Origin of the sequence: Corynebacterium halotolerans YIM 70093 = DSM 44683 (genome assembly GCF_000341345.1) — a bacterium.
GTDB lineage: Bacteria > Actinomycetota > Actinomycetes > Mycobacteriales > Mycobacteriaceae > Corynebacterium > Corynebacterium halotolerans.
The window spans coordinates 2971352-2996950 of record NC_020302.1; the positions used below are offsets into that span (position 1 = coordinate 2971352).

The 25599-nt window shown below is 64.9% G+C and carries 21 protein-coding genes and 3 rRNA genes; 8 read left to right on the plus strand and 16 right to left on the minus strand.

The window, feature by feature from the left end; genetic code table 11:
* The first annotated feature begins 96 nt into the window (after positions 1-96).
* Together A605_RS13545 and A605_RS13550 are read left to right on the plus strand one after the other, a co-directional pair.
* Positions 97-732, plus strand: a complete 636-nt coding sequence (locus tag A605_RS13545; RefSeq protein ID WP_015402077.1) for a DUF6474 family protein — start codon at positions 97-99, stop codon at positions 730-732.
* A 525-nt stretch (positions 733-1257) separates the two neighbouring features.
* Complete coding sequence (locus A605_RS13550) at positions 1258-1584, plus strand: histone-like nucleoid-structuring protein Lsr2 (protein ID WP_015402078.1); 327 nt, start codon at positions 1258-1260, stop codon at positions 1582-1584.
* 13 nt (positions 1585-1597) lie between these two features.
* On the opposite strand, the gene A605_RS13555 is transcribed toward A605_RS13550, so the two are convergent.
* Complete coding sequence (locus A605_RS13555) at positions 1598-2236, minus strand: LuxR C-terminal-related transcriptional regulator (protein ID WP_015402079.1); 639 nt, start codon at positions 2234-2236, stop codon at positions 1598-1600.
* Positions 2237-2243: 7 nt separating this feature from the next.
* Entirely contained in the window at positions 2244-3587 is a 1344-nt protein-coding gene (locus tag A605_RS13560) for a sensor histidine kinase (protein ID WP_015402080.1), read from the minus strand.
* A 284-nt stretch (positions 3588-3871) separates the two neighbouring features.
* On the opposite strand from A605_RS13560, the gene yidC reads away from it, so the two are divergent.
* Complete coding sequence (gene yidC, locus A605_RS13565) at positions 3872-5278, plus strand: membrane protein insertase YidC (protein WP_015402081.1); 1407 nt, start codon at positions 3872-3874, stop codon at positions 5276-5278.
* Here yidC and A605_RS13570 read toward each other — a convergent pair.
* The 4 genes from A605_RS13570 to A605_RS15665 form a co-directional block, all read right to left on the minus strand.
* Positions 5266-5895: a TetR/AcrR family transcriptional regulator gene (locus A605_RS13570; RefSeq protein WP_015402082.1), complete on the minus strand. Its 630-nt coding sequence runs from the start codon at positions 5893-5895 to the stop codon at positions 5266-5268. The two genes, yidC and A605_RS13570, sit on opposite strands and share 13 nt — an antisense overlap.
* 237 nt (positions 5896-6132) lie before the next feature.
* Positions 6133-6390: a GlsB/YeaQ/YmgE family stress response membrane protein gene (locus A605_RS13575; protein ID WP_015402083.1), complete on the minus strand. Its 258-nt coding sequence runs from the start codon at positions 6388-6390 to the stop codon at positions 6133-6135.
* A 215-nt stretch (positions 6391-6605) separates the two neighbouring features.
* The gene (locus tag A605_RS13580) at positions 6606-7502 is read right to left on the minus strand and encodes a universal stress protein (protein WP_015402084.1); all 897 of its coding nucleotides are present in this window, start codon (positions 7500-7502) and stop codon (positions 6606-6608) included.
* A 235-nt stretch (positions 7503-7737) separates the two neighbouring features.
* Positions 7738-7884, minus strand: coding sequence for a hypothetical protein (locus A605_RS15665; protein ID WP_169331444.1), 147 nt, complete (start codon positions 7882-7884; stop codon positions 7738-7740).
* Here A605_RS15665 and A605_RS13585 point away from each other — a divergent pair.
* Complete coding sequence (locus A605_RS13585) at positions 7883-8869, plus strand: pseudouridine synthase (RefSeq protein ID WP_027004425.1); 987 nt, start codon at positions 7883-7885, stop codon at positions 8867-8869. The genes A605_RS15665 and A605_RS13585 overlap by 2 nt on opposite strands.
* Before the next feature lie 136 nt (positions 8870-9005).
* Here the strand turns inward: A605_RS13585 and rrf are convergent.
* The 8 genes from rrf to A605_RS13625 all read right to left on the minus strand — a co-directional run bounded on the left by rrf (position 9006) and on the right by A605_RS13625 (position 19303).
* Positions 9006-9123 (minus strand): 5S ribosomal RNA (rrf, locus tag A605_RS13590).
* 116 nt (positions 9124-9239) lie between these two features.
* A 23S ribosomal RNA gene (locus tag A605_RS13595) occupies positions 9240-12319 on the minus strand.
* Between the two features lie 393 nt (positions 12320-12712).
* A 16S ribosomal RNA gene (locus A605_RS13600) occupies positions 12713-14234 on the minus strand.
* The 16S, 23S and 5S rRNA genes sit together here, the layout of an rRNA operon.
* A gap of 720 nt (positions 14235-14954) precedes the next feature.
* Complete coding sequence (locus A605_RS13605) at positions 14955-16040, minus strand: hypothetical protein (protein ID WP_015402086.1); 1086 nt, start codon at positions 16038-16040, stop codon at positions 14955-14957.
* Entirely contained in the window at positions 16037-16939 is a 903-nt protein-coding gene (locus A605_RS13610; protein ID WP_081602145.1) for an AAA family ATPase, read from the minus strand. Before A605_RS13610 ends, A605_RS13605 begins: the two co-directional genes overlap by 4 nt.
* A 14-nt stretch (positions 16940-16953) precedes the next feature.
* Positions 16954-18060, minus strand: a complete 1107-nt coding sequence (locus A605_RS13615) for a hypothetical protein (protein ID WP_034990790.1) — start codon at positions 18058-18060, stop codon at positions 16954-16956.
* Between the two features lie 2 nt (positions 18061-18062).
* Positions 18063-18932, minus strand: a complete 870-nt coding sequence (locus A605_RS13620; RefSeq protein WP_015402089.1) for an ATP-binding cassette domain-containing protein — start codon at positions 18930-18932, stop codon at positions 18063-18065.
* Complete coding sequence (locus A605_RS13625) at positions 18929-19303, minus strand: GntR family transcriptional regulator (RefSeq protein WP_015402090.1); 375 nt, start codon at positions 19301-19303, stop codon at positions 18929-18931. Before A605_RS13625 ends, A605_RS13620 begins: the two co-directional genes overlap by 4 nt.
* Positions 19304-19517: 214 nt before the next feature.
* Here A605_RS13625 and A605_RS13630 point away from each other — a divergent pair, with 214 nt between their 5' ends.
* On the plus strand, positions 19518-20807 hold the full coding sequence (locus A605_RS13630; protein ID WP_027004362.1) for an NYN domain-containing protein: 1290 nt from the start codon (positions 19518-19520) through the stop codon (positions 20805-20807).
* Positions 20808-20865: 58 nt separating this feature from the next.
* Here A605_RS13630 and A605_RS13635 read toward each other — a convergent pair whose 3' ends face one another.
* Positions 20866-21816 carry a PspA/IM30 family protein gene (locus A605_RS13635; RefSeq protein WP_015402092.1) on the minus strand — a complete coding sequence of 317 codons (951 nt, stop codon included), beginning with the start codon at positions 21814-21816 and terminating at the stop codon, positions 20866-20868.
* Positions 21817-22003: 187 nt separating this feature from the next.
* Complete coding sequence (trxA, locus tag A605_RS13640; RefSeq protein WP_015402093.1) at positions 22004-22387, minus strand: thioredoxin; 384 nt, start codon at positions 22385-22387, stop codon at positions 22004-22006.
* A gap of 129 nt (positions 22388-22516) precedes the next feature.
* On the opposite strand from trxA, the gene A605_RS13645 reads away from it, so the two are divergent.
* From A605_RS13645 to A605_RS13655, 3 genes are all read left to right on the plus strand, one after another.
* Positions 22517-22717, plus strand: coding sequence for a heavy-metal-associated domain-containing protein (locus A605_RS13645; RefSeq protein ID WP_015402094.1), 201 nt, complete (start codon positions 22517-22519; stop codon positions 22715-22717).
* 121 nt (positions 22718-22838) lie between these two features.
* Positions 22839-23048, plus strand: a complete 210-nt coding sequence (locus A605_RS13650; RefSeq protein ID WP_015402095.1) for a heavy-metal-associated domain-containing protein — start codon at positions 22839-22841, stop codon at positions 23046-23048.
* A gap of 221 nt (positions 23049-23269) precedes the next feature.
* Positions 23270-25561, plus strand: a complete 2292-nt coding sequence (locus tag A605_RS13655) for a heavy metal translocating P-type ATPase (RefSeq protein WP_015402096.1) — start codon at positions 23270-23272, stop codon at positions 25559-25561.
* Positions 25562-25599: the final 38 nt, after the last annotated feature.

A 25599-nucleotide genomic window follows, 5' to 3' on the forward strand; every position in this document is an offset into this window, starting at 1 on the left:
CGGGCATCCACAATGGCGAGAGCATAGCCCACCGGTACGGGTAATGTTGAACCCGACCGTGACCACAGCGACACTCGGGAAGTAAAGGCAAGTTACATGGGCATCCTCGAAAAGATCCGCAAGAGCCGCGCCAGGACCAAGGCCGAGATCAAGGCCGCCAAGGTGCGCGCCCGCCAGGAGGCCAAGGAGGAGGCCAAGCTGCAGCTGCGTCGCGAGAAGCTGCTGGTCCAGCAGGAGAATGATCTGCTCAAGGCGGAGAAGAAGGGCCTGAAGGCCAAGCGCAAGCACCAGCGCAAGATGGCCGAGAACGCGCTGCAGCAGGTCAAGGAGGGCAAAGTCAGCGCCCGCAAGATCATCAAGTGGTCGGGCACGGCGCGGGTCGCGCTCCCGATCGTCCTGCCGCTGGTCTACCGCGGCGTCACCGCCGGGCGCGAGCAGCTCATCGCCGCCCGCGCCCGCAAACTGGGGGTCACGCCCGATCAGCTGGCCGAGTTCGCGGGCCACGGTGCCCCACTGAAGGCCCGCATCCAGGGAGTACGCGACAACCTGGAGGACACCTCCCTGATGCCCGGCTTCGTCCGTGACGTCAACGACCGCCTCGACGAGCTGAGCGCGGCCGTCGACAACGCGGAGTACATGACCCCCGAGCAGCGCCGCCGGGCCCACGACAGCGTCTCCCGGGACATCGACCAGGTCACCCAGCAGATCCAGGAGCGACTCCGGCAGCGGTAGACGGCAGTCCCGCGGCCCGGGCGTTTTCTTCATTTCTCTCGGTGTTTTCTCAGGCGGAAAGGCGAAGAAGAAGGGCCGGTAAACCTTTCGGCCGATCCTCTCGGACAACGTGGAAACTACCCCCGTTTCGGGTGGCATAATCCCCCATCGCCTCACCATCGCCCCCGCTCAGCGGCGCCCCCACTCCTTCGCCCCGAACGGCCTCCGACATGCTCGGAGGCCGTTTTCCCTGCCCGTTGACCCCAGCAGGCACCCCCTACCGCTTCGATCAAAAATATTATCTGAGAGGTACTGCTGCGCAGGTCGATCCTTTTTATTAGAGTGTTTCTCAGCCTTTCGGAAATGGCGCCATATTTGTAGAATAAAAGCGACGCCATTGGACGTTCGATTCCCCGGCTCCGTCCATCTGTTCCGGCCTTTTCCACCTAATCCACCACGGCTTTCGGGAAAGAGCAGAAACTCAACCCCGAAAGGAACGGCCTTCTCATCTGGGAGACCGGAGAAAAACCTGCAGGAGAAACACTTATGGCACGCCGCGAAATCACCCAGTACTTCGACGACCTCGACAACACCCCCATCACGGAAGAGCAGGTGCACGTGGTCCGTTTCAGCGTCGACGGCAACGACTACATTCTCGATCTCTCCGAGAAGAACGCCCGTGAATTCCGCGAGATTCTCGAGCCTTTCGTCCAGGCCGCCCGCCCTGCCCCGAGCGCGCACGGCCGCGGCGGAGGTGCCCGCGTCCACCCCAGGGAGATCCGCCGGTGGGCCCAGTCGCAGGGAAAGGCCGTCGCCAACCGCGGCAAGATCCCCCATGAGATCATCGCCGCCTACAACGAGGCACACTCCTGAACCGGGCAGCGGCTTACAGGACCCCCTGCTCGCGGGCGGCGGCCACCGCCGAGGTGCGCGAGCGCACGCCGAGCTTGTCGTAGATGTGGACCAGATGCGACTTCACGGTCGCCTCGGAGAGCATGAGCGCGTGCCCGATCTCCCGGTTCGAGGAACCCGAGGCCACGAGCTTGAGCACCTCGAGCTCGCGCGGGGTCAGGGAGGTCCGCGGCGTCCGCACCCGGGTCATGAGCCGGTCCGCGACGACCGGCGACAGCGCCGAGTCCCCGTCGGCCGCCGACCGGACCGCCGCCAGCAGATCCGTGGGCGGGGCGTCCTTGAGCAGGTACCCCACCGCGCCGGCCTCGATGGCGCCGAGGATGTCGGCGTCGGTGTCGTAATTGGTGACCACCAGTACCTTCGGCGGGTTGTCCATCGCGGACTTGATCGCGGCGGTCGCCTCCGCGCCCGTCGTCACGCGCGTGCCCTCGACGCCGGGGCCGAAGCGCAGGTCCATCAGCATCACGTCGATGCCGCCTGCCTGCGCGGCGGCGATGGCGGCATCGGCCGTGGCGACCTCCCCGACCACCTCGATGTCGTCGGCCTCGTCGAGCACGGCCCGCAGCCCCAGTCGGACGATCTCGTGATCATCAGCCAACATCACTCGGATCATGACGGCATCAGGCCCCTTCCTCGGAAGCATCAGGAGATCCAGCCGCCGACGGCGGCGTTTCCCGCCCTATTCTAGTCTCTCCGTCGCCGGGTTCCGTCAGCGGTATCGACGCCGACACGGCCGTTCCGGAGCCCGGATGGGACTCCACCTCGAGCGCCCCGCCCAGCTCGACGGCGCGCCGGCGCATCGCGTCCAGCCCGATGTGACCGAGGCCGATGGGCCGCTTCGCGACGTCCGCGGGGTCGAAGCCGCGCCCGTCGTCGACGACGTCGAGACGTACCTCGTCCGGCTCATAGGTCACCGTCACCCGGCAGCGGGTGGCACCCGCGTGCTTGACCACGTTGCCCACCGCGCCCTGGGCGATGCGCAGCAGCGCGGCCTCCGTCTGCATGGGCAGCTGGTGGCCGTCCCCGTCGACATCGACGGTGATGTCCACCCCGCCCGTCCCCCCGAAGTTCGCGGCCATGCGCTCCAGCGCGCCGGCGAGGGAGGTCTGCGACAGCGAGGCCGGCTGCAGGGCGGCGATCATGGCGCGGGCCTCCCCGAGGTTGTCGGCAGCCACCGTGCGGGCCAGGGTGATGCGCTCCAGCGGGCCAGCCAGCTGCTCCCCGCTGAGCCCGGTGGCCTGCAGGTCCCGCTCCGCGGCGTGCAGGAGCATCTGGATGCTCGACAGACCCTGGGCGAGGGTGTCGTGGATTTCATGGGCCAGCCGCTGGCGTTCGGCGGCGACACCGGCGGCGTGCTCGGTCTCCGCCAGCTGGGTGCGGGTGTCCATGAGCTGGCGGATGAGCTGCTCCCGGTCACGGCTGATGCGCGCCAGCGTACGGAAGGCCCAGTGGATGGCCAGGGTGACGATCGCGGAGACCGCGGGGCCCATCACGCCACCCACCGTCAGGCCGTCGGGGATCTGCACGATCACCGCCACAGCGGTGGCGAACACGACCGACAGGACCCCGCGCAGGTCGTCCATCACCCACAGGTACAGGAAGAACAGCGTGAACAGCAGGTACATGCCGACCGGGGCGACGATCATCTCCACGAGCCACACGGCCGTCAGCGTGATGACCCAGGCGACCTGGGCGGGCTCCCGCCAGCGCCCGATGTTCGCCGAGCCGACGAAGTACAGCAGTGCGAACAACGAACACAGCAGGAGATTGGTCACCGCCACGTTGAACGGCAGGCGCACCGAGGACACGAGCGCCGCGACCAGCACCACCGAGGTCAGGATGTGGATGCCGTCGCGCAGCGCCGCATCGCCCGGGAGCCCGGAGGCCTGCATCGCCTCGAGCTGGTCGGGGTCCGTGGCGGTGTCACTGCGGTCCGCGGGACGCGGGTTGGGGCTGGTCTCCATGCGTGTGAGCCTACCCAGCCGACCCCCGATTCCCCGCGTTGCCGGCGGTGTCGGCACGGTCCGGAGGAGGGGGTTGGGCGGGTCGCCCCGGGGGACGGCGAAGAGCAGGTGCGCCCCGGTGGGAACCCGGTGGATTCCGGGTCGGGGTGCGGCGACGGCCGGGTGGTGGCGTCCAGTTCCGTTCGGGGAGGGTGTGCGACGTACCATCAACTGGGTAATTCAACATCTCCCGCCCTGTCGGCGGTCCACCCGAGGAACCTGGTCCACCCGAACGTGAAGGATGGTTGAGCGCCACCGTGCTGGAAATATTCATCTACCCGGTGTCGGGCGTCATGAAGCTCTGGCACATGCTGCTGCACGACGCGTTCGGGATGGAGGACTCGCGGGCGTGGCTGATCTCGATCTTCGGACTGGTGGTCACCGTCCGGGCGCTCATCGCCCCGTTCTACTGGGTGATGATCCGTTCCGGTCGTACCGCTGTGCTCATGCGCCCGGAGAAGGCCGCGCTGGCCGAGAAGTACGCGAAGGCCACGGACAAGGAGTCCGTTGCCGCGCACGCGGCCGCAGAGAAGGAACTGCACCAGAGATACAACTACCGGCCGTCCGCCGGTTGCGTGCCGGCGCTCATCCAGATCCCCACGTTCCTCGGCCTCTATCAGGTTCTCCTGCGGATGGCCCGCCCCTCCGGGGGCCTGGAGGTCGCCCCGGACACCCACATCGGATTCCTCACCGCGGATGAGATCAGGTCCTTCCTCGACGCCCGCGTCGGCGGTGTGCCCCTGCCGGCCTACATCGCGATGCCGCAGGAGCAGCTCGCCGCACTCGGTACCACCAGCGGCGGGGTCCGCGACTTCATCCTGCCCTTCCTGCTGCTCGCGATCGTCTTCACCACCCTGAACATGGTGCTGTCGATCACCCGGAGTCTGCAGACCCTCGACTGGGACTCGAGCCTGTCCCGCGGGCTGCAGAAGTTCATCATCGTCCTGGCCATCTTCGTGCCCGTCCTGCTGCTGTGCCTCGGCCTGTTCGGTCCGGTCCCGGTGGCGGTCATCCTCTACTGGTTCGCCAACAACCTGTGGACCCTGGTCCAGAACGCCATCGCCCAGGTCGCGCTGGCACGCACGATGCCGCTGCAGGAGGAGCACATCACCCACCACAGGGAGCGCCGTGGCGTCGTGAAGGAGGCACTGCGGGCCAAGCGGGCCCACAAGTGGCACCTGCGCCGACTGCGGCTGCGGGCGCTGGTGCAGCCGTGGAGGCTCGGGGAAATCCGCCGCGAGCTGGCTGCGGACCGGGAGGCGCGGCAGGAGGCGAAGGAAGCAGAGAAGGCCGAGCGCAAGAAGATCCGCAAGGCCAAGCAGGCCGCCCGCCTGCAGCTGAACCGGGAGAAGCGCCGCGCCAAGAAGGCCGAGCGCGAGGGGAAACAGCAGCAGGGCGGGGACGGGGCCACCCCGGACGACCCCACCGGGGCCGAGATCACGGAATCCACCGAATCCACAGAATCCACGGAGGCCATGGAGAGCACCGCGAGCACGGCGGCCGGGGCGGAGGACGAGGCGGACCAGGAGCCGACCCCGACCGTCGGGAGATCAGCCGAGCCGGACCGCGGCGTGGCCGAGTCGGGTGTCGTCGGCCGCGAACCCGGTGACAGCGACGACGGCGGACAGCGCCCGGAGCGTCAGATCGAATAGTCCGCCGGCGGGGCGGACAGCAGCTGCCGGGCCAGATCGCGCGCGGTTTCCAGCGGGGCGGTGTCGCGCAGCAGCCTGGCACCGGCCAGGCCACCGTCCAGGAAGATGAGCAACTGATTGGCCTGGGTGGCCGAGGGATAGCCGTTCTTGGCGGTCAGCAGGTCCGTCATCGTCTGGTGCATCCAGCGGCGGTGCTCCATGACGGCGGAGACGATGCCCTGCTCGGACTCGGTCTCCGGCTTCGGGTACTCGTTGGCGGCGTTCTGGAAGTGTGAGCCGCGGTAGTCCTTCGCGGGTTCCTCCTCGATCGCCTGGTCGAAGAAGGCGAGGATCTTCTCCTCCGCGTCCGTCACGCCCTGCGTCCGCTCGATCCAGGCCTGACGGTACTGCTCGTCGAGGTTCTCCAGGTACGCGATCACGAGCGCGTCCTTGGAACCGAAGAGCGAGTACAGGGACGCCTTCGCGACGTCCGCCTCACGGAGGATGCGGTCGATGCCGATGACCCGGATGCCCTCGGAGGTGAAGAGGTTGGTGGCGGAGTCGAGCAGCCGCTGGCGCGGACTGGGCCGGTTGCGGCGACGGCTACTCGTCTTCTTCCTGGCGGTGCCTGCGGCCACGGCGTTCCCGTCCTTTCTGCTCGTGCTTCGGTTACCTCGCCCTGCGCCGGACGATTCCTCCTACCCAATATAGACAAACCGGTACGTTTCATTTGATCCGGCCCGCCGTCGGAGGGCCCGCGCACATGACGACGCCCGCTGCAGTGAAACTGCTCCGGAACCCGGAAGCTCCATGACAATGCCCGCTCCCCCGGTTGCGGGGCGAGCGGGCATCGTATCGCTAAAGGTCAGGTCAGGTTATCTGCGTACCATCCGGACGATGGTGAGCAGGATGACGGCGCCGAGGAGACAGGTGAGGAAGCTGAAGATCAGCCCGCCTCCCGCGACGTCCACGTCGAAGAGGCTGAGCAGCCAACCACCGAGCAGGCCACCCACCACACCGACCACGATGTTGAGCAGGATACCCTGCTGGGCATCAGTGCCCTTGATCTTGGAGGCGATCCACCCGGCCAGCCCGCCGATGATGATCCATCCAATGATTCCCAGTCCGAGCATTGTGTTCTCCTAACTTCCGTGAGGTTACTTTCTCCGCCCTTCATGGCTAACGGACGTATGACCTGCTGCGACACGTATCACATATGGTCATGTGACCAGTGTGGCATAAGTGAGGGAAAACTGCAGTGGTGCAGGTCGAAGTGGAAAGTCAGGGAAACGGGGACGACAAGGCCCGCTCTCGCGCCAGGCGGGAGCGGGCGTCGGCAAGCGGGGGGTTACAGACTCTCGGGGCGGACGACCATCATCGGACACGGGGCGGACTGCAGCAGTGCACGCGAGGTGGAGCCCAGGAGCATGCCCTTGAAGCCACCGCGTCCGTGGGAGCCGACGATGAGGAGCTGTGCGCCGTCGGCCTGCTCGCAGAGCGCGCGGACCGGCCGGTCGCGGGTGATGATCTTCTTGACCGGAACCTCGGGGTACTGCTCGGTCAGCGGGGCGAGCTGCTCGGCGAGCATCTCGGTCTGCTCCCGCTCGACCTCCTCCCACTGCTGCTGGGCGGCGGAGAGACCGGCGAGGGAGGCCTGGACCTGCATGTCCATCCAGGTGTGGACGGCGATGAGCTCGGCACCGCGGGCGTCGGCCTCAGCGAAGGCGATCTCGGTGGCCTTCTGGGACACCTCGGAACCGTCGACACCGATGACGACGGGACCGTACTTCGAGTCCTCGGTGACGTCGTTGTCCTCACGCACGACGACTACCGGGCAGGACGCGTGGGAGACCACGGAGGCGGAGACCGAACCCATGACCATGCCGGACAGACCGCCGAGGCCGCGGGAGCCCATGACGATCATGGTGACGTCACGGGACATCTCCAGCAGCATGTCGATCGGGGAGCCCTCGGCGATGGTGTGGCCGATCTTGAGGTCCGGGGCGATCTGATAGGCGATCTCGCGCGCCTCGTCGATCTTCTCCATCGTCTCCGACTGGAGGTCATCGAACAGCTCCTGCGGGGGCACCATGCCCTCGGCGTAGAGGAACTGCGGCATGGTGTAGCTGGAGGCCAGGCGCAGCGGGATGCCCCGCTTGTTGGCCGTGTTCGCGGCCCAGCGCACCGCATTGTGTGAGGCGGCGGAGCCATCAACTGCGACGACTACGATATCTTCCCTGGTCATCTCGATCGCCCTTTCGTGTGGGTGGACGTGGCTGTGGTGTCTCCCGGGCGGCACCGGTGTCGGCCGCGGTCCGGGGGCGACCCTGTACATCTACTGATTATACCGGGAGCCACAGGTTTCCATCAGTGGTTACAACCAGCCAGCATGCGCCCCCACCCCGAAAAGACCACTGCCGGCGCCCGAATGGGCACCGGCTACGCTGGGCTCATCCAGCTCTCTCCGCGGAGGCCCGGGCCTACTCCGGGATTTCTACCGGTGTGGCCGGATCGGCGTTCGCCGGGTAGAGGATCGTGTACAGGATCTCCCCGATCTGGGCGAGAATGGCGCCGATACCGTCGGAGGAGAAATCAACCATCGGAGCGAGAATTTCATCAAAGTTCATGGGCAATAGATTAGTACACCAGCGGGGAAAGAGGACACCTCTGCCGATCCGTGACGGCCTGAACGCGACCCGGGCACGCCTGCCTGAGGACGCCGCCCCCACCTCCGCGTGGGATATGGTCGGACGACTCATCGCGACCCAGCGTCACCGCCACCCGGACGACGACCTGGCGGCACTGCAGGCACGTTTCGACGCCCGCGAGGTCGTCCTGCGCTCCGGGGAGCCACTGACCCCGGAGACCCTCGTGCAGCCCGGCTGGGACGTGTACTTCTACCGCATGCCGGCGCCAGAGCCCACGGTGCCCCATGAGATCGGAATCATCCACCGGGACGAGGACCTCATCGTGGTGGACAAGCCTCCGTATCTGGCCACCATGCCGCGCGGCCGCCACATCACGGAGACCGTCACCGTGCGTCTCCGCCGTTCGACCGGCATCCAGGAGCTCTCCCCCGCCCACCGGCTCGACCGCCTGACTTCCGGGGTGCTGGTGTTCACCGTCCGTCCGGAGGTTCGCGGCGCCTATCAACGGCTCTTCGCCGAGCGTCAGGTGACGAAGACCTACGAGGCCATCGCCCGCCACGACACCGCCCTGGCTGCCACGACCCCCCTGGAGTGGGCGTCACGCATGGTGAAGACCCCCGGTGAGATTCAGGGTTACATCGTCGACGGCGAACCCAATGCCCGCACCACGCTTGCCGACGTCGTGCCGCTCACCGATGACGAGCAGACGGCGATGGAGTCCGTGCACGGGCCGCTCGAGCGGCAGGCGAGGTATGTCCTGCGACCGGAGACCGGACGTACGCACCAGCTGCGGCTCCACATGTGGGCCGCCGGCGTCCCCATCCTCGGGGATCCCGTCTATCCCCGGATTTACTCCGAGGCGGAAGAGGACATGGCCGTGCCCATGCACCTGATCGCCCGCTCCCTCGAGTTCACCGATCCCCTCTCCGGGGAGGCGCGCCGCTTCGTCTCCCGCCGGCTCTGAGATCCCACAGGAGCTTCCGGAGGCCGGCTTCGGCCCGGATCCCCGAGGACCGTAGAAACGACAAAGAGGGAGAGCGGTCACCGTACGGTGGCCGCTCTCCCTCTTTGTCTCAGTATTTAGTTGTTGTTTTGTTTTTGGTCGGCGGTAACTTACTCTCCCACACCCTCCCGGGTGCAGTACCATCAGCGCGGGCAGGCTTAGCTTCCGGGTTCGGAATGGGTCCGGGCGTGTCCCTGCCGCTATCAACCACCGACACAGTCGTGGGGCCCCGTGGTGGGGTCCTGACGTGTTGTGTCAGATACTGCATAGTGGACGCGAACATGTTTTCAGGTTCGTTGCGTGGGTGCACATCCAATCCCCGTGTGGGGGTTGTGTGTGTTTTGTCGGCCGATTAGTACCAGTCACCTCCTCACCTTGCGGTGGTTCCAGTTCTGGCCTATCAACCCCATCGTCTGTGGGGGGCCTGATTGATGAAACCTCATCTTGAAACAGGCTTCCCGCTTAGATGCTTTCAGCGGTTATCCCTTCCGTACGTAGCCAACCAGCCGTGCCCCTGGCGGGACAACTGGCACACTAGAGGTACGTCCGTCCCGGTCCTCTCGTACTAGGGACAGCCTTTCTCAGGTTTCCACGCGCGCGGCGGATAGAGACCGAACTGTCTCACGACGTTCTAAACCCAGCTCGCGTGCCGCTTTAATGGGCGAACAGCCCAACCCTTGGGACCTACTCCAGCCCCAGGATGCGACGAGCCGACATCGAGGTGCCAAACCATCCCGTCGATATGAACTCTTGGGGAAGATCAGCCTGTTATCCCCGGGGTACCTTTTATCCGTTGAGCGACACCACATCCACGAGTAGGTGCCGGATCACTAGTCCCGACTTTCGTCCCTGCTCGACCTGTCAGTCTCACAGTCAAGCTCCCTTGTGCACTTACACTCGCCACCTGATTGCCAACCAGGCTGAGGGAACCTTTGGGCGCCTCCGTTACTCTTTAGGAGGCAACCGCCCCAGTTAAACTACCCACCAGGCACTGTCCCCGACCCAGATCATGGGCCAAGGTTGAGGTGTCCAATCCGATCAGAGTGGTATTTCAACAACGACTCCCACACCACTGGCGTGGTGTGTTCACAGTCTCCCACCTATCCTACACAAACCGAACCGAACACCAATACCAAGCTGTAGTGAAGGTCCCGGGGTCTTTTCGTCCTGCCGCGCGTAACGAGCATCTTTACTCGTACTGCAATTTCACCGGGCCTGTGGTTGAGACAGCAGGGAAGTCGTTACGCCATTCGTGCAGGTCGGAACTTACCCGACAAGGAATTTCGCTACCTTAGGATGGTTATAGTTACCACCGCCGTTTACTGGGGCTTAAATTCTCCGCTTCGGACCACAAGGGTCCTAACAGGTCCTCTTAACCTTCCAGCACCGGGCAGGCGTCAGTCCGTATACCTCAACTTATCGTCTTCGCACGGACCTGTGTTTTTAATAAACAGTCGCTTCCCTCTATTCTCTGCGACCACCACCAGCTCACGGAGGCTAGCTCCCGTCACCGGTGGTGGCCCCCCTTCTCCCGAAGTTACGGGGGCATTTTGCCGAGTTCCTTAACCACAGTTCACCCGAACGCCTTAGTATTCTCTACCTGACCACCTGTGTCGGTTTGGGGTACGGGCCGTATGTGCACTCGCTAGAGGCTTTTCTCGACAGCACGGGATCACCGACATCACCCAATATGGGTTACGCATCACGCCTCAGGCATTGATCGGTGGCGGATTTGCCTACCACCGGCCCTACACGCTTACACCACAATCCAATCAGTGGCTCGGCTACCCCACTGCGTCACCCCATCACTTGGCTACTACCAGCTCAGGCCCCACGCACGCCCCCGACCACCACCCGAAGGTGATGATTGGGTTTGTGGGTGGTTAGTATCACTGATTCACCACGGGCGCGCACACACGGGTACGGGAATATCAACCCGTTGTCCATCGACTACGCCTGTCGGCCTCGCCTTAGGTCCCGACTCACCCTGGGAAGACGAACTTGACCCAGGAACCCTTGGTCATCCGGCGGACAAGATTCTCACTTGTCAATTCGTTACTCATGCCTGCATTCTCACTCGCACACAGTCCACGGCTCCTCACGGTACCGCTTCACCCCGTGCACGACGCTCCCCTACCCATAAACAATGTTTATGCCGCGGCTTCGGCGGTGTACTTGAGCCCCACTGAATTGTCGGCGCAGGACCACTCGACCAGTGAGCTATTACGCACTCTTTCAAGGATGGCTGCTTCTAAGCCAACCTCCTGGCTGTCGTCGCGATCCCACATCCTTTTCCACTTAGTACACGCTTAGGGGCCTTAGCCGGCGATCTGGGCTGTTTCCCTCTCGACTATGAAGCTTATCCCCCACAGTCTCACTGCTGCGCTAACTTGAAACCGGCATTCGGAGTTTGGCTGACATTGCTAAGATGGTAGTCCCGCTCAACCAACCAGTAGCTCTACCTCCGGCAAGCATCACACAACGCTGCACCTAAATGCATTTCGGGGAGAACCAGCTATCACGGAGTTTGATTGGCCTTTCACCCCTACCCACAACTCATCCCCTCAGTTTTCAACCTAAGTGGGTTCGCGCCTCCACGACGTCTTACCGTCGCTTCACACTGGCCATGGGTAGATCACCCCGCTTCGGGTCCAGGACATGCCACTATGGTCACCCTTGTTAGGATTCGCTTTCGCTACGACTACCCCACACACGGGTTAATCTCGCGACATGCCGCTGACTCGCAGGCTCATTCTTCAAAAGGCACGCCATCACACCTTTAATGGTGCTCTGACGGATTGTAAGCACATGGTTTCAGGTACTATTTCACTCCCCTCCCGGGGTACTTTTCACCATTCCCTCACGGTACTATCCGCTATCGGTCACACTGGGTATTCAGGCTTACCGGGTGGTCCCGGCAGATTCACAGCAGATTTCACGAGCCCGCTGCTACTCGGGGACACCACAATCAGCACCGCATGATGTTCACGTACGGGACTCTCACCCTGTTCCGTGGGCCATCCCAGACCACTTCCGCTCACCACACGACCACCGACGCCGGGCTGGCAGACCCGACACATGGAACCCCACAACACCGCATGCGCAACCCCTGCCAGGTATCACACACACACGGTTTAGCCATCCTCCACGTTCGCTCGCCACTACTAGCGGAATCATTATTATTTTCTTCTCCTGCGGGTACTGAGATGTTTCACTTCCCCGCGTGACCCTCCACAACCACTATGAATTCATGATCGGGTGACCACCCACAACGGTGGCCGGGTTTCCCCATTCGGACATCCTCGGATCAACGCTCAGTTGGCAGCTCCCCGAGGCATAACGCAGCCTCTCACGTCCTTCATCGGCCCAGCATGCCAAGGCATCCACCATGTGCCCTTACACAAACACACACCACACACACCCCACCGGGGCGCGTGCGGGATACAACATACTCACAACAAAAAACACCAGAAAAATAAAGATGCTCGCGTCCACTATACAGTTCTCACACAACACACCACCCACCCCACACCCAGAAGGAGAAACACTCCCCACAGGTGCGGTCACGGATGGTCAGTCAGGACAATGTTGCCCCAGACACCCAACAGCATGCCAACATACCCACTCATTTATTTCCGCCTGCTCCACCGGTCCTGCCCGTGCGGCCACCCCGCCACAACCATCTGTGGGTCGTGGGGTGCGTGTCCACCCGATTGATAGTGCCGGCGGGTCAACACTCGTGACCACCAACCAGCGATACGCGACCTGCGCTACCGCGCGGGCCGACTTGTTTATGCTCCTTAGAAAGGAGGTGATCCAGCCGCACCTTCCGGTACGGCTACCTTGTTACGACTTCGTCCCAATCGCCGATCCCACCTTCGACAGCTCCCTCCGGTAAACCGGTTGGGCCGCTGGCTTCGGGTGTTACCAACTTTCATGACGTGACGGGCGGTGTGTACAAGGCCCGGGAACGTATTCACCGCAGCGTTGCTGATCTGCGATTACTAGCGACTCCGACTTCATGGGGTCGAGTTGCAGACCCCAATCCGAACTGAGGCCGGCTTTAACGAGGATTGGCTCACCCTCACGGGTTCGCGACCTGCTGTACCGACCATTGTAGCATGTGTGAAGCCCTGGACATAAGGGGCATGATGATTTGACGTCATCCCCACCTTCCTCCGAGTTGACCCCGGCAGTCTCTCATGAGTCCCCACCATCACGTGCTGGCAACATAAGACAAGGGTTGCGCTCGTTGCGGGACTTAACCCAACATCTCACGACACGAGCTGACGACAACCATGCACCACCTGTACACCGGCCACAAGGGAAGGACCATCTCTGGCCCGGTCCGGTGTATGTCAAGCCCAGGTAAGGTTCTTCGCGTTGCATCGAATTAATCCACATGCTCCGCCGCTTGTGCGGGCCCCCGTCAATTCCTTTGAGTTTTAGCCTTGCGGCCGTACTCCCCAGGCGGGGCGCTTAATGCGTTAGCTACGGCACAGAAGACGTGGAAGTCCCCTACACCTAGCGCCCACCGTTTACGGCATGGACTACCAGGGTATCTAATCCTGTTCGCTACCCATGCTTTCGCTCCTCAGCGTCAGTTACTGCCCAGAGACCTGCCTTCGCCATCGGTGTTCCTCCTGATATCTGCGCATTTCACCGCTACACCAGGAATTCCAGTCTCCCCTACAGCACTCAAGTTATGCCCGTATCGCCTGCACGCCCGGAGTTGAGCCCCGGAATTTCACAGACGACGCGACAAACCACCTACGAGCTCTTTACGCCCAGTAATTCCGGACAACGCTCGCACCCTACGTATTACCGCGGCTGCTGGCACGTAGTTAGCCGGTGCTTCTTATCCCACTACCGTCACTTACGCTTCGTCGTGGGCGAAAGGGGTTTACAACCCGAAGGCCGTCATCCCCCACGCGGCGTCGCTGCATCAGGCTTGCGCCCATTGTGCAATATTCCCCACTGCTGCCTCCCGTAGGAGTCTGGGCCGTATCTCAGTCCCAATGTGGCCGTCCACCCTCTCAGGCCGGCTACCCGTCGACGCCTTGGTAGGCCATTACCCCACCAACCAGCTGATAGGCCGCGAGCTCATCCCACACCGAAAAAACTTTCCACCTTCCACGCTAAAGGAAGGTCCTATCCGGTATTAGACCCAGTTTCCCAGGCTTATCCCGAAGTGCGGGGCAGATCACCCACGTGTTACTCACCCGTTCGCCACTCGAGTACCCCCGAAGGGGCCTTTCCGTTCGACTTGCATGTGTTAAGCACGCCGCCAGCGTTCGTCCTGAGCCAGGATCAAACTCTCCACAAAAAACAAACCTCAAAACAAGCACAAGACCCGTCTCAAGAAGGGATGTTTCCAGGCGTAGAAAGCCCGAACCCAACAAAACGAACAACCAGCACACCACGACCCGAAAGCCATGGCGCTCATGATTGTCCAAAATAATTTTACTGCATAAACTTCCACCGACCCCCACACCCGACGGGGCTGAAAACAAGGGCCGGCATCCGCAACCAAATTGTGTTGCACGTCCACGCACCGGAAACACACACCACCACAAAAGATGGTGTCATTTCTTTACAGTGGCCCCATTTCCGAAAGGCCACCCGGCACGCACCCACCAACCCATCCCCACAGGGACCGGCCGGCCGGGCAACCGACGACACAACCAACGTCACAGACAAAAATAAAAAGTACATTGGCACACTATTGAGTTCTCACACAACATCCGCACACCCGTCCCGCACCCGATCTCATCGGGCTTGTTCCCAAGCGGCTTGAAGAAACTTACTCGACCGAACCAACCGAAGTCAATTCCGCACCCGGAAGCCTCTTCCATGATCACCAGCGACTGTTTTCCTGTCCGCCATCTCACCGGAATGTTCCACCCGGCGGGGCGTTGTCGGTCTCGCTGACTCACATAAAGTTACACAGGCCGCCGATTTTCCACAAATCCGCAGTTCATCCTTGGTTTCGACGCTTCGGCTCCACCACCGAAATTGCCATCCTCCTTGAATCCCCTGGAGCTGTTCATCGATTCCGTTCTCCGAGGGTCAATCCGAGCCATCCCCGTAGGCCGGCAGTGAAGACGACGTGTCTGCGGGTGATTGAAGGAAGCGCCAGAGCAAATGCGAGATACAGGAGAACCAGCAGAAGAAGGAAGCCCGGATTGCCGATGTTCTCCCGGATCCGGAGCGCCACGGCAACGAACGCGACAGCGGTGAATGGAAGGCTCACCCACCAGATCCGGTTCCTGTCACTCAATTCGAGGAGGATCACCAGGATCGGAAGGAGCAGTGCCACGGAGAACAGAATGGTGATCGCCTCTGCTGCCTGGTCAAGACCGGGGAGCAGGACGAAGATCGGGGAGAAGATCGCCACCACCACCGGCCCCGTCAACCCAAGGAGTGCAGTCTCTCGTGCCCACGTGTGTCGTGTCCCGCCGAAGGCAACCCACTCATCCAGGGAAGTGCCGATGACCTTCATCAACGGACCAGACACGAACAATCCCATGACGATGATCACCGTTGTGCCCTGCATCCACATCAGTTCACCGAAGTATCCGGTTACCAGGCTGATCAGAAGAACCACGACGAGGAAGGAAAACCAGGTCGCTGCCCAGATTCTCAACTGCATGCCCCGGAGGATCTGATTGACCGGGGTCGGCGGCAACCATTTCAGGATTGCCGCCTCCTCATCCGTGTCTCGGGCCGTGACGTTTCCCGCCCAGGAATCACTCGGACGAGGACGGCAGAGCAGCTGCCAGCCCGTCGCCGCCACCACTCCGCTGGTCACCGGCCACGCCAGGGCTTCCGGGGTCAGTATCTCCACGAGGGTGACGGTTGCCAGCAGTACGGCGGCGTACAGGACCACCATCAGCCGCTTGTGCCGGACCCACTGCGAGCGGCTCAGATTCAGCGCTCGGTAGTCACTGAAGTTGGGCCTGCAGATCAGCAGGTACGAGACGACCAGCAGGGTGAAGAACCAGTGCTGCCAGCCGCTGTCCGCAGTGGTCGCCATGAGTGCCATGACGACCCCGATCACCAGCATGATGACGTTATTTGGGTTCAGCGCCAGCTGGCGGAACAGCGCTACCTCATGTGTGGTGCGGTTCATCGTTCCTCCCCGCTCATCGCCAGGACTACCTGCTCGAGCGTGACCTCGGAGACGCGCACGCGCCCGCTGACCTGCCGGGCGGTGTCGAACACGGCGTCGGCAAGCTGCGGCCGGCCACGCAGGTCGATGACGCTGCGCCGTCCGATGGACATCTCGTCGCGGCGCAGCTCCGGCACCGGGCCCAGGCGGTTGAGCACGCGGTCGACGTCGTCGGCGGGACCGACGATCTCCAGAATCTGCTCGGCGAGGTCCTGCGCGGGACCGTTGATGTGCACGCGCCCCGCGTCGATGAAGAGCACGGTGTCCAGCAGTTTCTCCGATTCGTGGAGGTGGTGAGTGGACAGGACGATGGTCCGTGGCTGCCGCTCCATCTCCTCGCGCAGAATCCGGTAGAACTCCTCACGCTTCTCGACGTCGAGTCCGAGGTACGGCTCGTCGAGCAGCAGCAGCTCACAGCCGGAGGCGCACGCCAGCACCAGGGAGGCGGCGGACTTCTGGCCCCGGGACAGAGACATGTAGCTCTTCTTCTGTGGCAGGTCGAAACGTTCGACGAGTTCCTCGGCGCGCCTCCCGTTCCAGCCCCGGTAACGGGCAGCACCCACGGCCAGCAGCTTCTTCACCGACCAGCCGTCGGGCAATGGGGCGTCGATGCCAGCGAGGACTGTCCGGTCCATCACGGCCGGCTCGTCGAAGGGGTCGGTGTCGAAGACGCGTACGTCACCGTTGTGCTGGAGTTGGCCGGCGAGCACGCGTAGCAGGGTGGTCTTGCCGGCACCGTTGGGGCCGATGAGCCCGTGGACAAGGCCGGATCCGAGGCTGAAGGTCAGGCCTTGCAGGACGTCTCCGCCCTTCGGGTAGCCGGCGGTGAGCCCCTCGGCGTGGATCAAAGGTGGGGTCATGAGTGGACCTCCTGTCATTCTGCGAATTTTCGGGTGTCGAGGATTGCGCGACCTCCGCCGCGCCTGCCCTGGGTGAAGTGGACCTGCATCCAGATGGCGGCGATCAACAGCAGGAGTCCGACCACGACCTGAGCAGCCACCGCCGTCAGCACCGGGACGCTGAGGTTCAGGACCAGGACGCCTGCCGCGGCGGGGTAGACGGCCAAGTACCCGCTGGGGGCGTCGAATCCAGCGCCAGCGGCAGTCACCGCGTTCAAGCCAGCCAGCAGAATGGCCAGGCCGAGCACCGGCACCACCAGGCGGCCGGGGAGACCGGCGTCGGTGAAACCGACCCTGGCCAGAACCGCCACCACTGCCCACGCGAGGAGCCAGGCCAGCAACTGCGTGACGACGGCCGCGAGGGTCACCTGCTCGGCCCACCGCCGTCGTGTCAGCCCGAAGGCCTGCCAGGTGCCCGCGGAGGCACTGGCGTTGAGGTAGGCGTGAGCGGGGACGAGGTAGATGAGGAGCACTCCGACGATCAGCAACACAATCTCGGTGCTCTCCAGGTGGATCCGCCCGGCCCCTGCCACCACCAGGCCCGCGACCAGACCCATCGGCAGGGCCGTCCGCGCGAGAGGCGCCCAGATCAGTCGCCGGATCAGGCTGTCGCGGGCCCCCGGACTGCGCAGGAAACCGACCTGCGCCGTCCCCGCGTCGCTGCGTTCGCCGCTGCACAGGCGGGCGGTGACCGCCAGGTCGACCGCGAACACAACAGTGACCACTCCGATCCCCAGCAGCAGGGTGGGGAAGTCCCACAGCACAATGAACCCCACCAGCAGCAGGAGCGACAGCGGTCCGGAAATCCACGCCTGCTGGAGCACCGCCCGGGTGCGGTTCATGCCGAGGGCCCGGTACATGCGCCGATCACCGGAGAGAATGACGGTGAGGTAGGCGTACAGGGCCACAACGTAGGCAATCATGATGAGTGGGTTATCCCCCACCTCAATGAGCAGGTTGTTCAGGAGGAGGTACGCGACGAAGCCGATGCCAGCGACCCCCGAGCCCCAGGTGCTGCCCTCACTGTTGAACTGCGGGCTGAGGAATCGGCGGGAGGAGCGCAGGAATGTCGGTGCCGCCATGATCACACCTCCTCCAGCAGTGCGGGGATGACCTGGTTGAGGTCGGCCGCCTCGACTGAGGCCCCACCCAGCCGCATGCCCGCCACCGCCTCGCGCGGGGCGAGCACCCGGGTGCGGCCGGCGACCTCCGAACGGGCCAGCGCGGCGTCGATGCGCGGCAGGCTCGTGCCGGAGACCAGGACATAGGCGTCGTCGAGGTCATCGGCGCTGAACTGGTGGACGAGCTTTCCGTCGCGGCCGAGGAAGAGGAAGTTGTCGAGCAGCTTCGCGGATTCCTCGATGTGGTGGGTGGCGAGCACGACGGTTCGCGGGTGCCCCTCCACCTCCCGTAGCAGGGCCGAGTAGAACAGCTCGCGGTTGTGGACGTCGAGCCCCAGGTACGGCTCGTCGAGCAGGGTGAGCGGGGCGCGGGCCGCCAGTCCGACGATGATGCCGATCATGGAGCGCTGGCCCCGGGAGAGTTCCCCGTAGCGGGTGTAACGGCGGGTACGGTTGTCGAAGCCGAAGTCCTCGGCGAGCCGCTGGGCGGCCGCGGCATCCCAGTTCGGGTACCGCAATTCCGCTGCCCGGGTGATCTCCCGCAGGCTCCAGGCGGCCGGATAGGGCACGTCGATGCCGGTGTAGGCGACCTGGTCCATCACGCGCGCGTTGTCGAAGGGGGCTTTGCCGAACACCTGCAGCTTCCCGCCACTGCTCCGGATCTGTCCGGCGAGCAGGCCCAGCAGGGTGGATTTACCGGTGCCGTTGCGGCCGAGGAGACCGTGCAGACGCCCCTCGGCGAGCTCGAAGCTCAGGCCGGTGAGCACCTTCTTGCCCTTGTAGTTCTTGGTCAGGCCGCAGGCGGCCACGACGGGGGTATCGGGCACGGTCATTGGTAGAGTCCTCGGCTTTCTGCGACGGCGTCGATGAGTTCGTGGATGTCGGCGCGACTGAGGTCGAGCTTGACGGCCTCGTCGATGAGCGGGGCGAGGTAGGAGGCGGCGAACTCGTCACGGCGGCGGGCCAGGACCTTCTCCCGGGCGTCAGACGTGACGAACATGCCGATGCCACGCCGCTTCGCCAGCACCCCGGTCTCCACGAGAAGGGTCAGGCCCTTGCGCGCGGTGGCGGGATTGATGTTGTGGAAGACGGCGAGCTCATTGGTCGAGGGGGCGCGCTCGCCGGCGACGAGCGTGCCGTCGACGATCGAATCCTCGACGAGGGCGGCGATCTGCCGGAAGAGCGGGGCGGCGGTGTCGTCCATTCTCTCCCCTTGGCTAGTTGGTTAGTTGGTTCTGTAACTAACCATAGGGCCAATGGTGACCATGGGCAATACTTCTCAGTTCCGTCGTCCGGATCGGGGAAAGCAGTTGCGCAGCTGAAATGGTGTGCACTATCGACGTTCGCGCATGCGGTAAGGCATGCTTGTGTAAAGAAAACTCGTTTAAAACCACGAACAGATACGGAAATTAGGAGCCATGCTTGAACGCACACTCGTCTTTGTGGACACCTCTTATCTCCTTGCGAGCTTTTACAACTCATGGGAAACGGGCGCCCGATCCCAGTTAGAGATTGACCTGCCCGAGGTCGTCGCCGTCCTCGGCAACATGATTCAGAATCAGCTCCATCAGCCGATCCACCGCCAACTCTGGTACGACGGCATCCCCGATTCCGGGCCGCACCGCTACCAGCGCGCCCTGCGCACCTGCGACGGTGTGCAGCTGCGCGCGGGCCAGCTCATTGAGTGGGGCGAGCGCCGCACCCAGAAGGCCGTGGACACCCGGCTGGTCGCCGACATGGTGGTCGCGGCGGTCCAGCAGCAGGTCTGCGACTTCGTGCTGGTCTCCGGCGACGCCGACATGATCCCCGGCGTGCAGGAGGCCACCGGTGCGGGCGTGCGCGTCCATCTCTACGGTTTCGGCTGGGACTCGATGTCCTCGGCACTGCGCCACGCCTGCGACACCACCACCATCCTCGACCCACGCGAGGACTTCGCGGACGCGATGCAGCTGCAGGTGCTCGAGGGCCCCCTGCCGCCGGTGGTGCGCTCGCGGCCGCTGGGCGATGCCGAGCCGCCCGAGGAACCCGGCCCCACTCTCGTCCCGGACAGCGCGGTGCACCCGACCCGGCCCGGTTCGCCCGGCGCCACTCCCCCGACCTCGGAACCGGCCCGGACGAACGGAACCGAACCCTCAGGGACCTCCGATTCCCCTGCCGGGGGCGAGGCACATGTCTCGGAGCCCGCCCTACCGGCCGAGCCGGGCCTGGTCAGCCAGCCGACGACGCCGGACCTCGCGTCCGACGCCCAGGCGGAGCCCGGCGCCGACGGGAACCTGCCGACATCCCCCACCCCTTCCGACGTGGAGGAACAGGTGGCCAGGGAGGCCCCGAAACCGGCCGCCCCCAAGCCCTCCCCCAAGCCTTCCGCGCCAAAGCCCTCGATGATGGCCCCGCGCAGGAAGCTGCGGTCCCGCTACGTGCCGCTGCCCGAGGAGGTGTGGTCCTCCGCCGGGTTCCAGACCCCCTTCGATGTGGGTCAGCAGTACGCGACCTGGTGGTACGACAACGCCGCCACGAATGATCAGCGTGATCAGGCGCATCTGCTCTCCGGCGGTGGACTGCCCCCGGAGATCGACCGTCCACTGCTGCAGTTCGCCTGTGAGACGCTGCACGAGTACACCCTCAGTGAGCATCAGCGGGTGAATCTGCGCGACGGTTTCCACTCCGGCATCCGTGGCGTGCTCATCAATATCCGCCGCGAACAGTAGCTCCCGCCCCGCCCCCGGCGCGCCGGACTGAGCCCCGTCCGGCCGCGGGGGCCGGTGGCTACTTCCTGTCCTCAGGCTCCGGCGCGGTCTCCTCGACCACCTCGGCCTCGGGAACGTCGGCCCCGGCATCCGCGGCACCGGCATCCTTGTTCCCCCGGTCCTTCTTGTCGCCCCCGGCGGCCTCCGTGGGCTCCGCGGCCCCGGAGGTCTTGTCCGCCTCGACCGCCTTGTCGGCCGTCTTTCCGGCGTCCTCGCCCGCCCCGGTGGTGATCTCACCGCTGGTGCCGGAATCGCCGAGCTGGGCGCGGATCTCGGCGAGGCGGGCGGAGGCCTTCATGTCGGTGCCGGCCTGGGCGATCTCGCTCATGCGGCCACCGACCGAGTTCTGGGTCAGCTCCTGGGCGCCGAGCGCGTCGGCGTAGCGGCGCTCGATCTTGTCGCGCACCGAGTCGAGCGTCGGCACGCTGTCATCCGGCTTGAGGGAGTTCATGGAGTCCATGGCCTGGCTGGCGGTCTCCTGCATGGCGGCCTGATCGGCCTGGGCGCGCAGCTGGTCGATCTGGGAGAGCTGCTCCTTGAGCCGCATCTCGGATTCCTTCTGCTGCTGCTGGGCCTGCTCGGCGGCCTGGGTGGCCTGGCTGTGCATCGCCGTGGCCTCCTCGAGCTGCTGCTCGACGGCGACGAGCTGGGAGGCGAAGATCTCCGCGGTGTTGCTCAGCTCCTGCGCCTTGGCGGCATCCCCCTCCTGGGCGGCCTTGTCGGCGGCCTGGATGGCGGTGCGGGCCTGCTGCTGGTGCTCCTCCTGGGACTTGCGCAGACGGTCGATCTTCATCTCCAGCTGCCGCTTGTTGCCGATGATCGAGGCAGCGTGCTCGGTGATCTGCTGGTGCTGCTTCTTGGCGGCGTCGGTGGCCTGCTGGATCTGGACCTTCGGATCGGCGTTCTGGTCAATCTTCTGGTCGAAGGAGGCCATCAGGTATTTCCAGCCCTTGCTGAACGGGTTAGCCATGTCGTCAAGCTCACTTTCTGGAGGATCGCGGAGACGCTGAACGGTCCGTGTGTTTTCCCCCAGTCTACGGAGAACACGGATGCGTCGCCGGGGGATCGGGAGCCGGGACGGGGCCGCTCGGGCGTCGGCAGGCATGACGAAGCCCGGCACCCCCTGGGGCGGGCGTGCCGGGCCACGGGAGGTTCGGCTAGTTCTGGCCGGCGTCGCGGGCGGCGTTCGCCTCGTCGATCTGACGGCGGACGTCCTCCATGTCCAGACCCTTGACCTGGCCGATGAGGTCCTCGAGGGCGGCGGGCGGCAGGGCACCGGCGTCGCGGTAGACCATGATGCCGTCGCGGAAGATCATCAGCGTCGGGATGGACTGGATCTCGAGCGCGGCGGAGAGGTTCTGGTTGGCCTCGGTGTCGAGCTTCGCGAAGGTCGCGTCCTGGTGCTTCTCAGAGGCCGCCTCGTAGGTCGGGGCGAACTGGCGGCAGGGACCGCACCAGGAGGCCCAGGCGTCGACGAGGACGATGCCCTCCCCCGTAACGGTCTGCTCGAATGTGTCTTCAGTTACATCGATGGTGGCCAAGGGATACTCCTGACGTGTTGTTTGTAAGGTCATGCGCAAGGACCACTTAAGGCCTTGTCCCGCACAACGGTACCCGGTGGCCGCTTATTCCCGGGGCGGGAGTAACTGGCCGCAGAAAGGAACGCATCAATGACCAAGAACTACATCGTCGAGGGCATGACCTGCGACCACTGCAAGGCCTCCGTTGAGGAGGAGATCAGCGAGGTCATGGGCACCCAGGGTGTGGATGTCGACCTGGAGAGCGGTCGTGTGACCGTCACCGGCGAAGGCTTCAGCGACGACGACATCATCGCCGCCGTCAAGGAGGCCGGTTACGCGGTCAAGCAATGATGCAGTGGTGACGGGACCGTATCCCGCCTCCCCATTGAACGCGTACCCCCGTGGGGTATAGCATCAAGGGGAAACGGGGCAGTACGCCAAAACCCCGCGACACCCCACCGAAAGGACCCCCATGGCATCCGTCACCAAGAACTACACGGTCGAAGGCATGACCTGCGCGCACTGCAAGGCCTCCGTCGAGGAGGAGGTCGGCGAGATCAACGGCGTCTTCGACGTCGAGGCCCACGTCGAGCAGGGCCGCGTCGCGGTCTCCGGCGAGGGCTTCACCGATGACGACGTCATCGAGGCCATCATCGAGGCGGGCTACTCCGTCAAGGAGTGACCATCCCGGGCCACGGCCCGGTCCCCACAACGTGGGGGCCGGGCCCTTTCCATGCCCACCCTCACCAACCGGCACCGGGGAGAAGCGGAGGGGCACCGGCAGGCGGGCCCGTCCCCGGCACCGTTGCCCTATACCCCTAAGGGGTATATTCTGGAGCCGGTGGGAGCACGCGGGGAACCGCCCCGGACGAAGACCGTGCCCCGAGTGAGGACTGATCAACCATGACCCAGACGCAGCCTCCGGTCGACCTGCTCCAGATCGACCTCGGTGTGACCGGCATGACGTGCACCTCCTGCTCGTCACGGGTGCAGCGCAAGCTCAACAAGCTCGACGGCGTGGACGCGAGCGTCAACTTCGCCACCGAGTCGGCCTCCGTGAGGTACGACCCCGGCAAGACCGATCCCGACCGTCTCATCGAGGTCGTGCGCGGGGCCGGCTACGACGCCTTCGCCATGGCCGGTGCCGACGACGCCCCGGCAGACACCGGGGACGCCGGCGACGTCGCCCCCGGCGCGGGCGATCCGCAGGACCAGATCAAGGCGGCCCGCGAGCGCGAGGCCGACGAGCTGAAGAAGCGGCTGATCGTCTCGGCGATCCTGACGGTGCCGATCACCCTGCTGAGCATGATCCCCGCCCTGCAGTTCACCAACTGGCAGTGGGCGGTACTCACGATGGCCACCCCGGTGTTCTTCTGGGGCGGCGCGCCCTTCCACAGGGCGACGTTGACCAACCTGCGCCACGGCTCGTTCACCATGGACACGCTGATCACCCTGGGTACGACGGCGGCCTACGTGTGGTCGCTGTGGGCGCTGTTCCTCGGCAACGCCGGCACGCCGGGCATGACGATGGAGATGCACCTGCTGCCGACGGACTCCACGATGAACGACATCTACCTGGAGACCACGGCCGTCGTCATCACGTTCCTGCTGCTCGGCCGCTGGTTCGAGACGAAGGCCAAGGGCCGGTCCTCCGAGGCGCTGCGCGCGCTGCTCGACATGGGCGCCAAGGACGCCGCCGTGATCCGCGACGGCGCGGAGCACCGCGTACCGGTCAACCAGCTGAAGGTCGGGGATGTCTTCATCGTCCGCCCGGGCGAGAAGATCGCCACGGACGGCCGTGTCACCGAGGGCTCCTCGGCCATCGACGAATCGATGCTCACCGGCGAGTCCGTGCCCGTGGAGGCGACCCGGGGCTCCACGGTCACCGGTGCCACGCTGAACACCTCCGGCCGCCTGTTGGTGGAGGTTACCCGCACCGGCGCCGACACCACCCTGGCGCAGATGGCCAAGCTGGTCACCGACGCCCAGGCGAAGAAGGCACCGGTCGAGCGCCTGGTGGACCGCATCTCCCAGGTCTTCGTGCCGGCGGTCATCGCCATCTCGCTCGCCACGCTCGCGGTCCACCTGTTCACCGGCAGCGGCACCGCCCCCGCCTTCACCGCGGCCGTCGCCGTCCTGATCATCGCCTGCCCCTGCGCCCTCGGCCTGGCCACCCCCACCGCCCTGCTCGTGGGCACCGGCCGCGGCGCCCAGCTGGGCCTGCTGATCAAGGGCCCGGAGATCCTGGAGTCCACCAAGCAGGTCGACACCATCGTCATGGACAAGACCGGCACCGTCACCTCCGGCGTCATGTCCGTCGCGGGCGTCACCACCGGCGAGGGCTTCGAGCGTGACGACGTCCTGGCCAAGGCCGCGGCCGTCGAATCCGCCTCCGAGCACCCCATCGCCCGGGCCATCGTCCGCGAGGCCGAGCGCACCGTCCCGGTGCCGGCCGTGACCGGCTTCGCCAACACCGCCGGCCGGGGCGTGACGGGCACGGTCGACGGCCGGGAGGTCACCGTCGGCCGCCCGGCCGGGGATCTGCCCGTCGACCTGCAGTCCGCCTTCGACGACGCCCAGACCCGGGGAGGCACCCCGGTGGTCGTCCAGATCGACGGCCGCAACGCCGGCGTGATCGCCGTCCGCGACACCGTGAAGCCGACCTCCGCCGCCGCGGTTGCCGGTCTGAAGGAACTGGGCCTGACCCCGATGCTGCTCACGGGTGACAACGCCGGCGCCGCGAAGGCGGTGGCCACCGAGGTCGGCATCGACGCGGCACACGTCATCGCCGAGGTCATGCCGGACGACAAGGTCAGCGTCGTCGAAAAGCTCCAGAACGACGGCCGCCGCGTGGCCATGGTCGGCGACGGGGTCAACGACGCCGCCGCGCTCGCCCAGTCGGACCTGGGGCTGGCCATGGGCGCGGGCACCGATGTGGCCATCGAGGCCTCCGACATCACCCTGATGAACAACGACCTGCGTTCGACCGTCGACGCCATCCGGCTGTCCCGCCGCACACTCGGCACGATCAGGGGAAACCTGTTCTGGGCCTTCGCCTACAACGTCGCACTCATCCCGGTCGCGGCCCTCGGCCTGCTCAACCCGATGCTCGCGGGTGTCGCCATGGCCTTCTCCTCGGTCTTCGTCGTGTCCAACTCCCTGCGGCTGCGTGGCTTCCGGCCCTCCCACGCGTGATGCCCCCGCGTGATTGTGGCGCCGATTCACCGGCGATA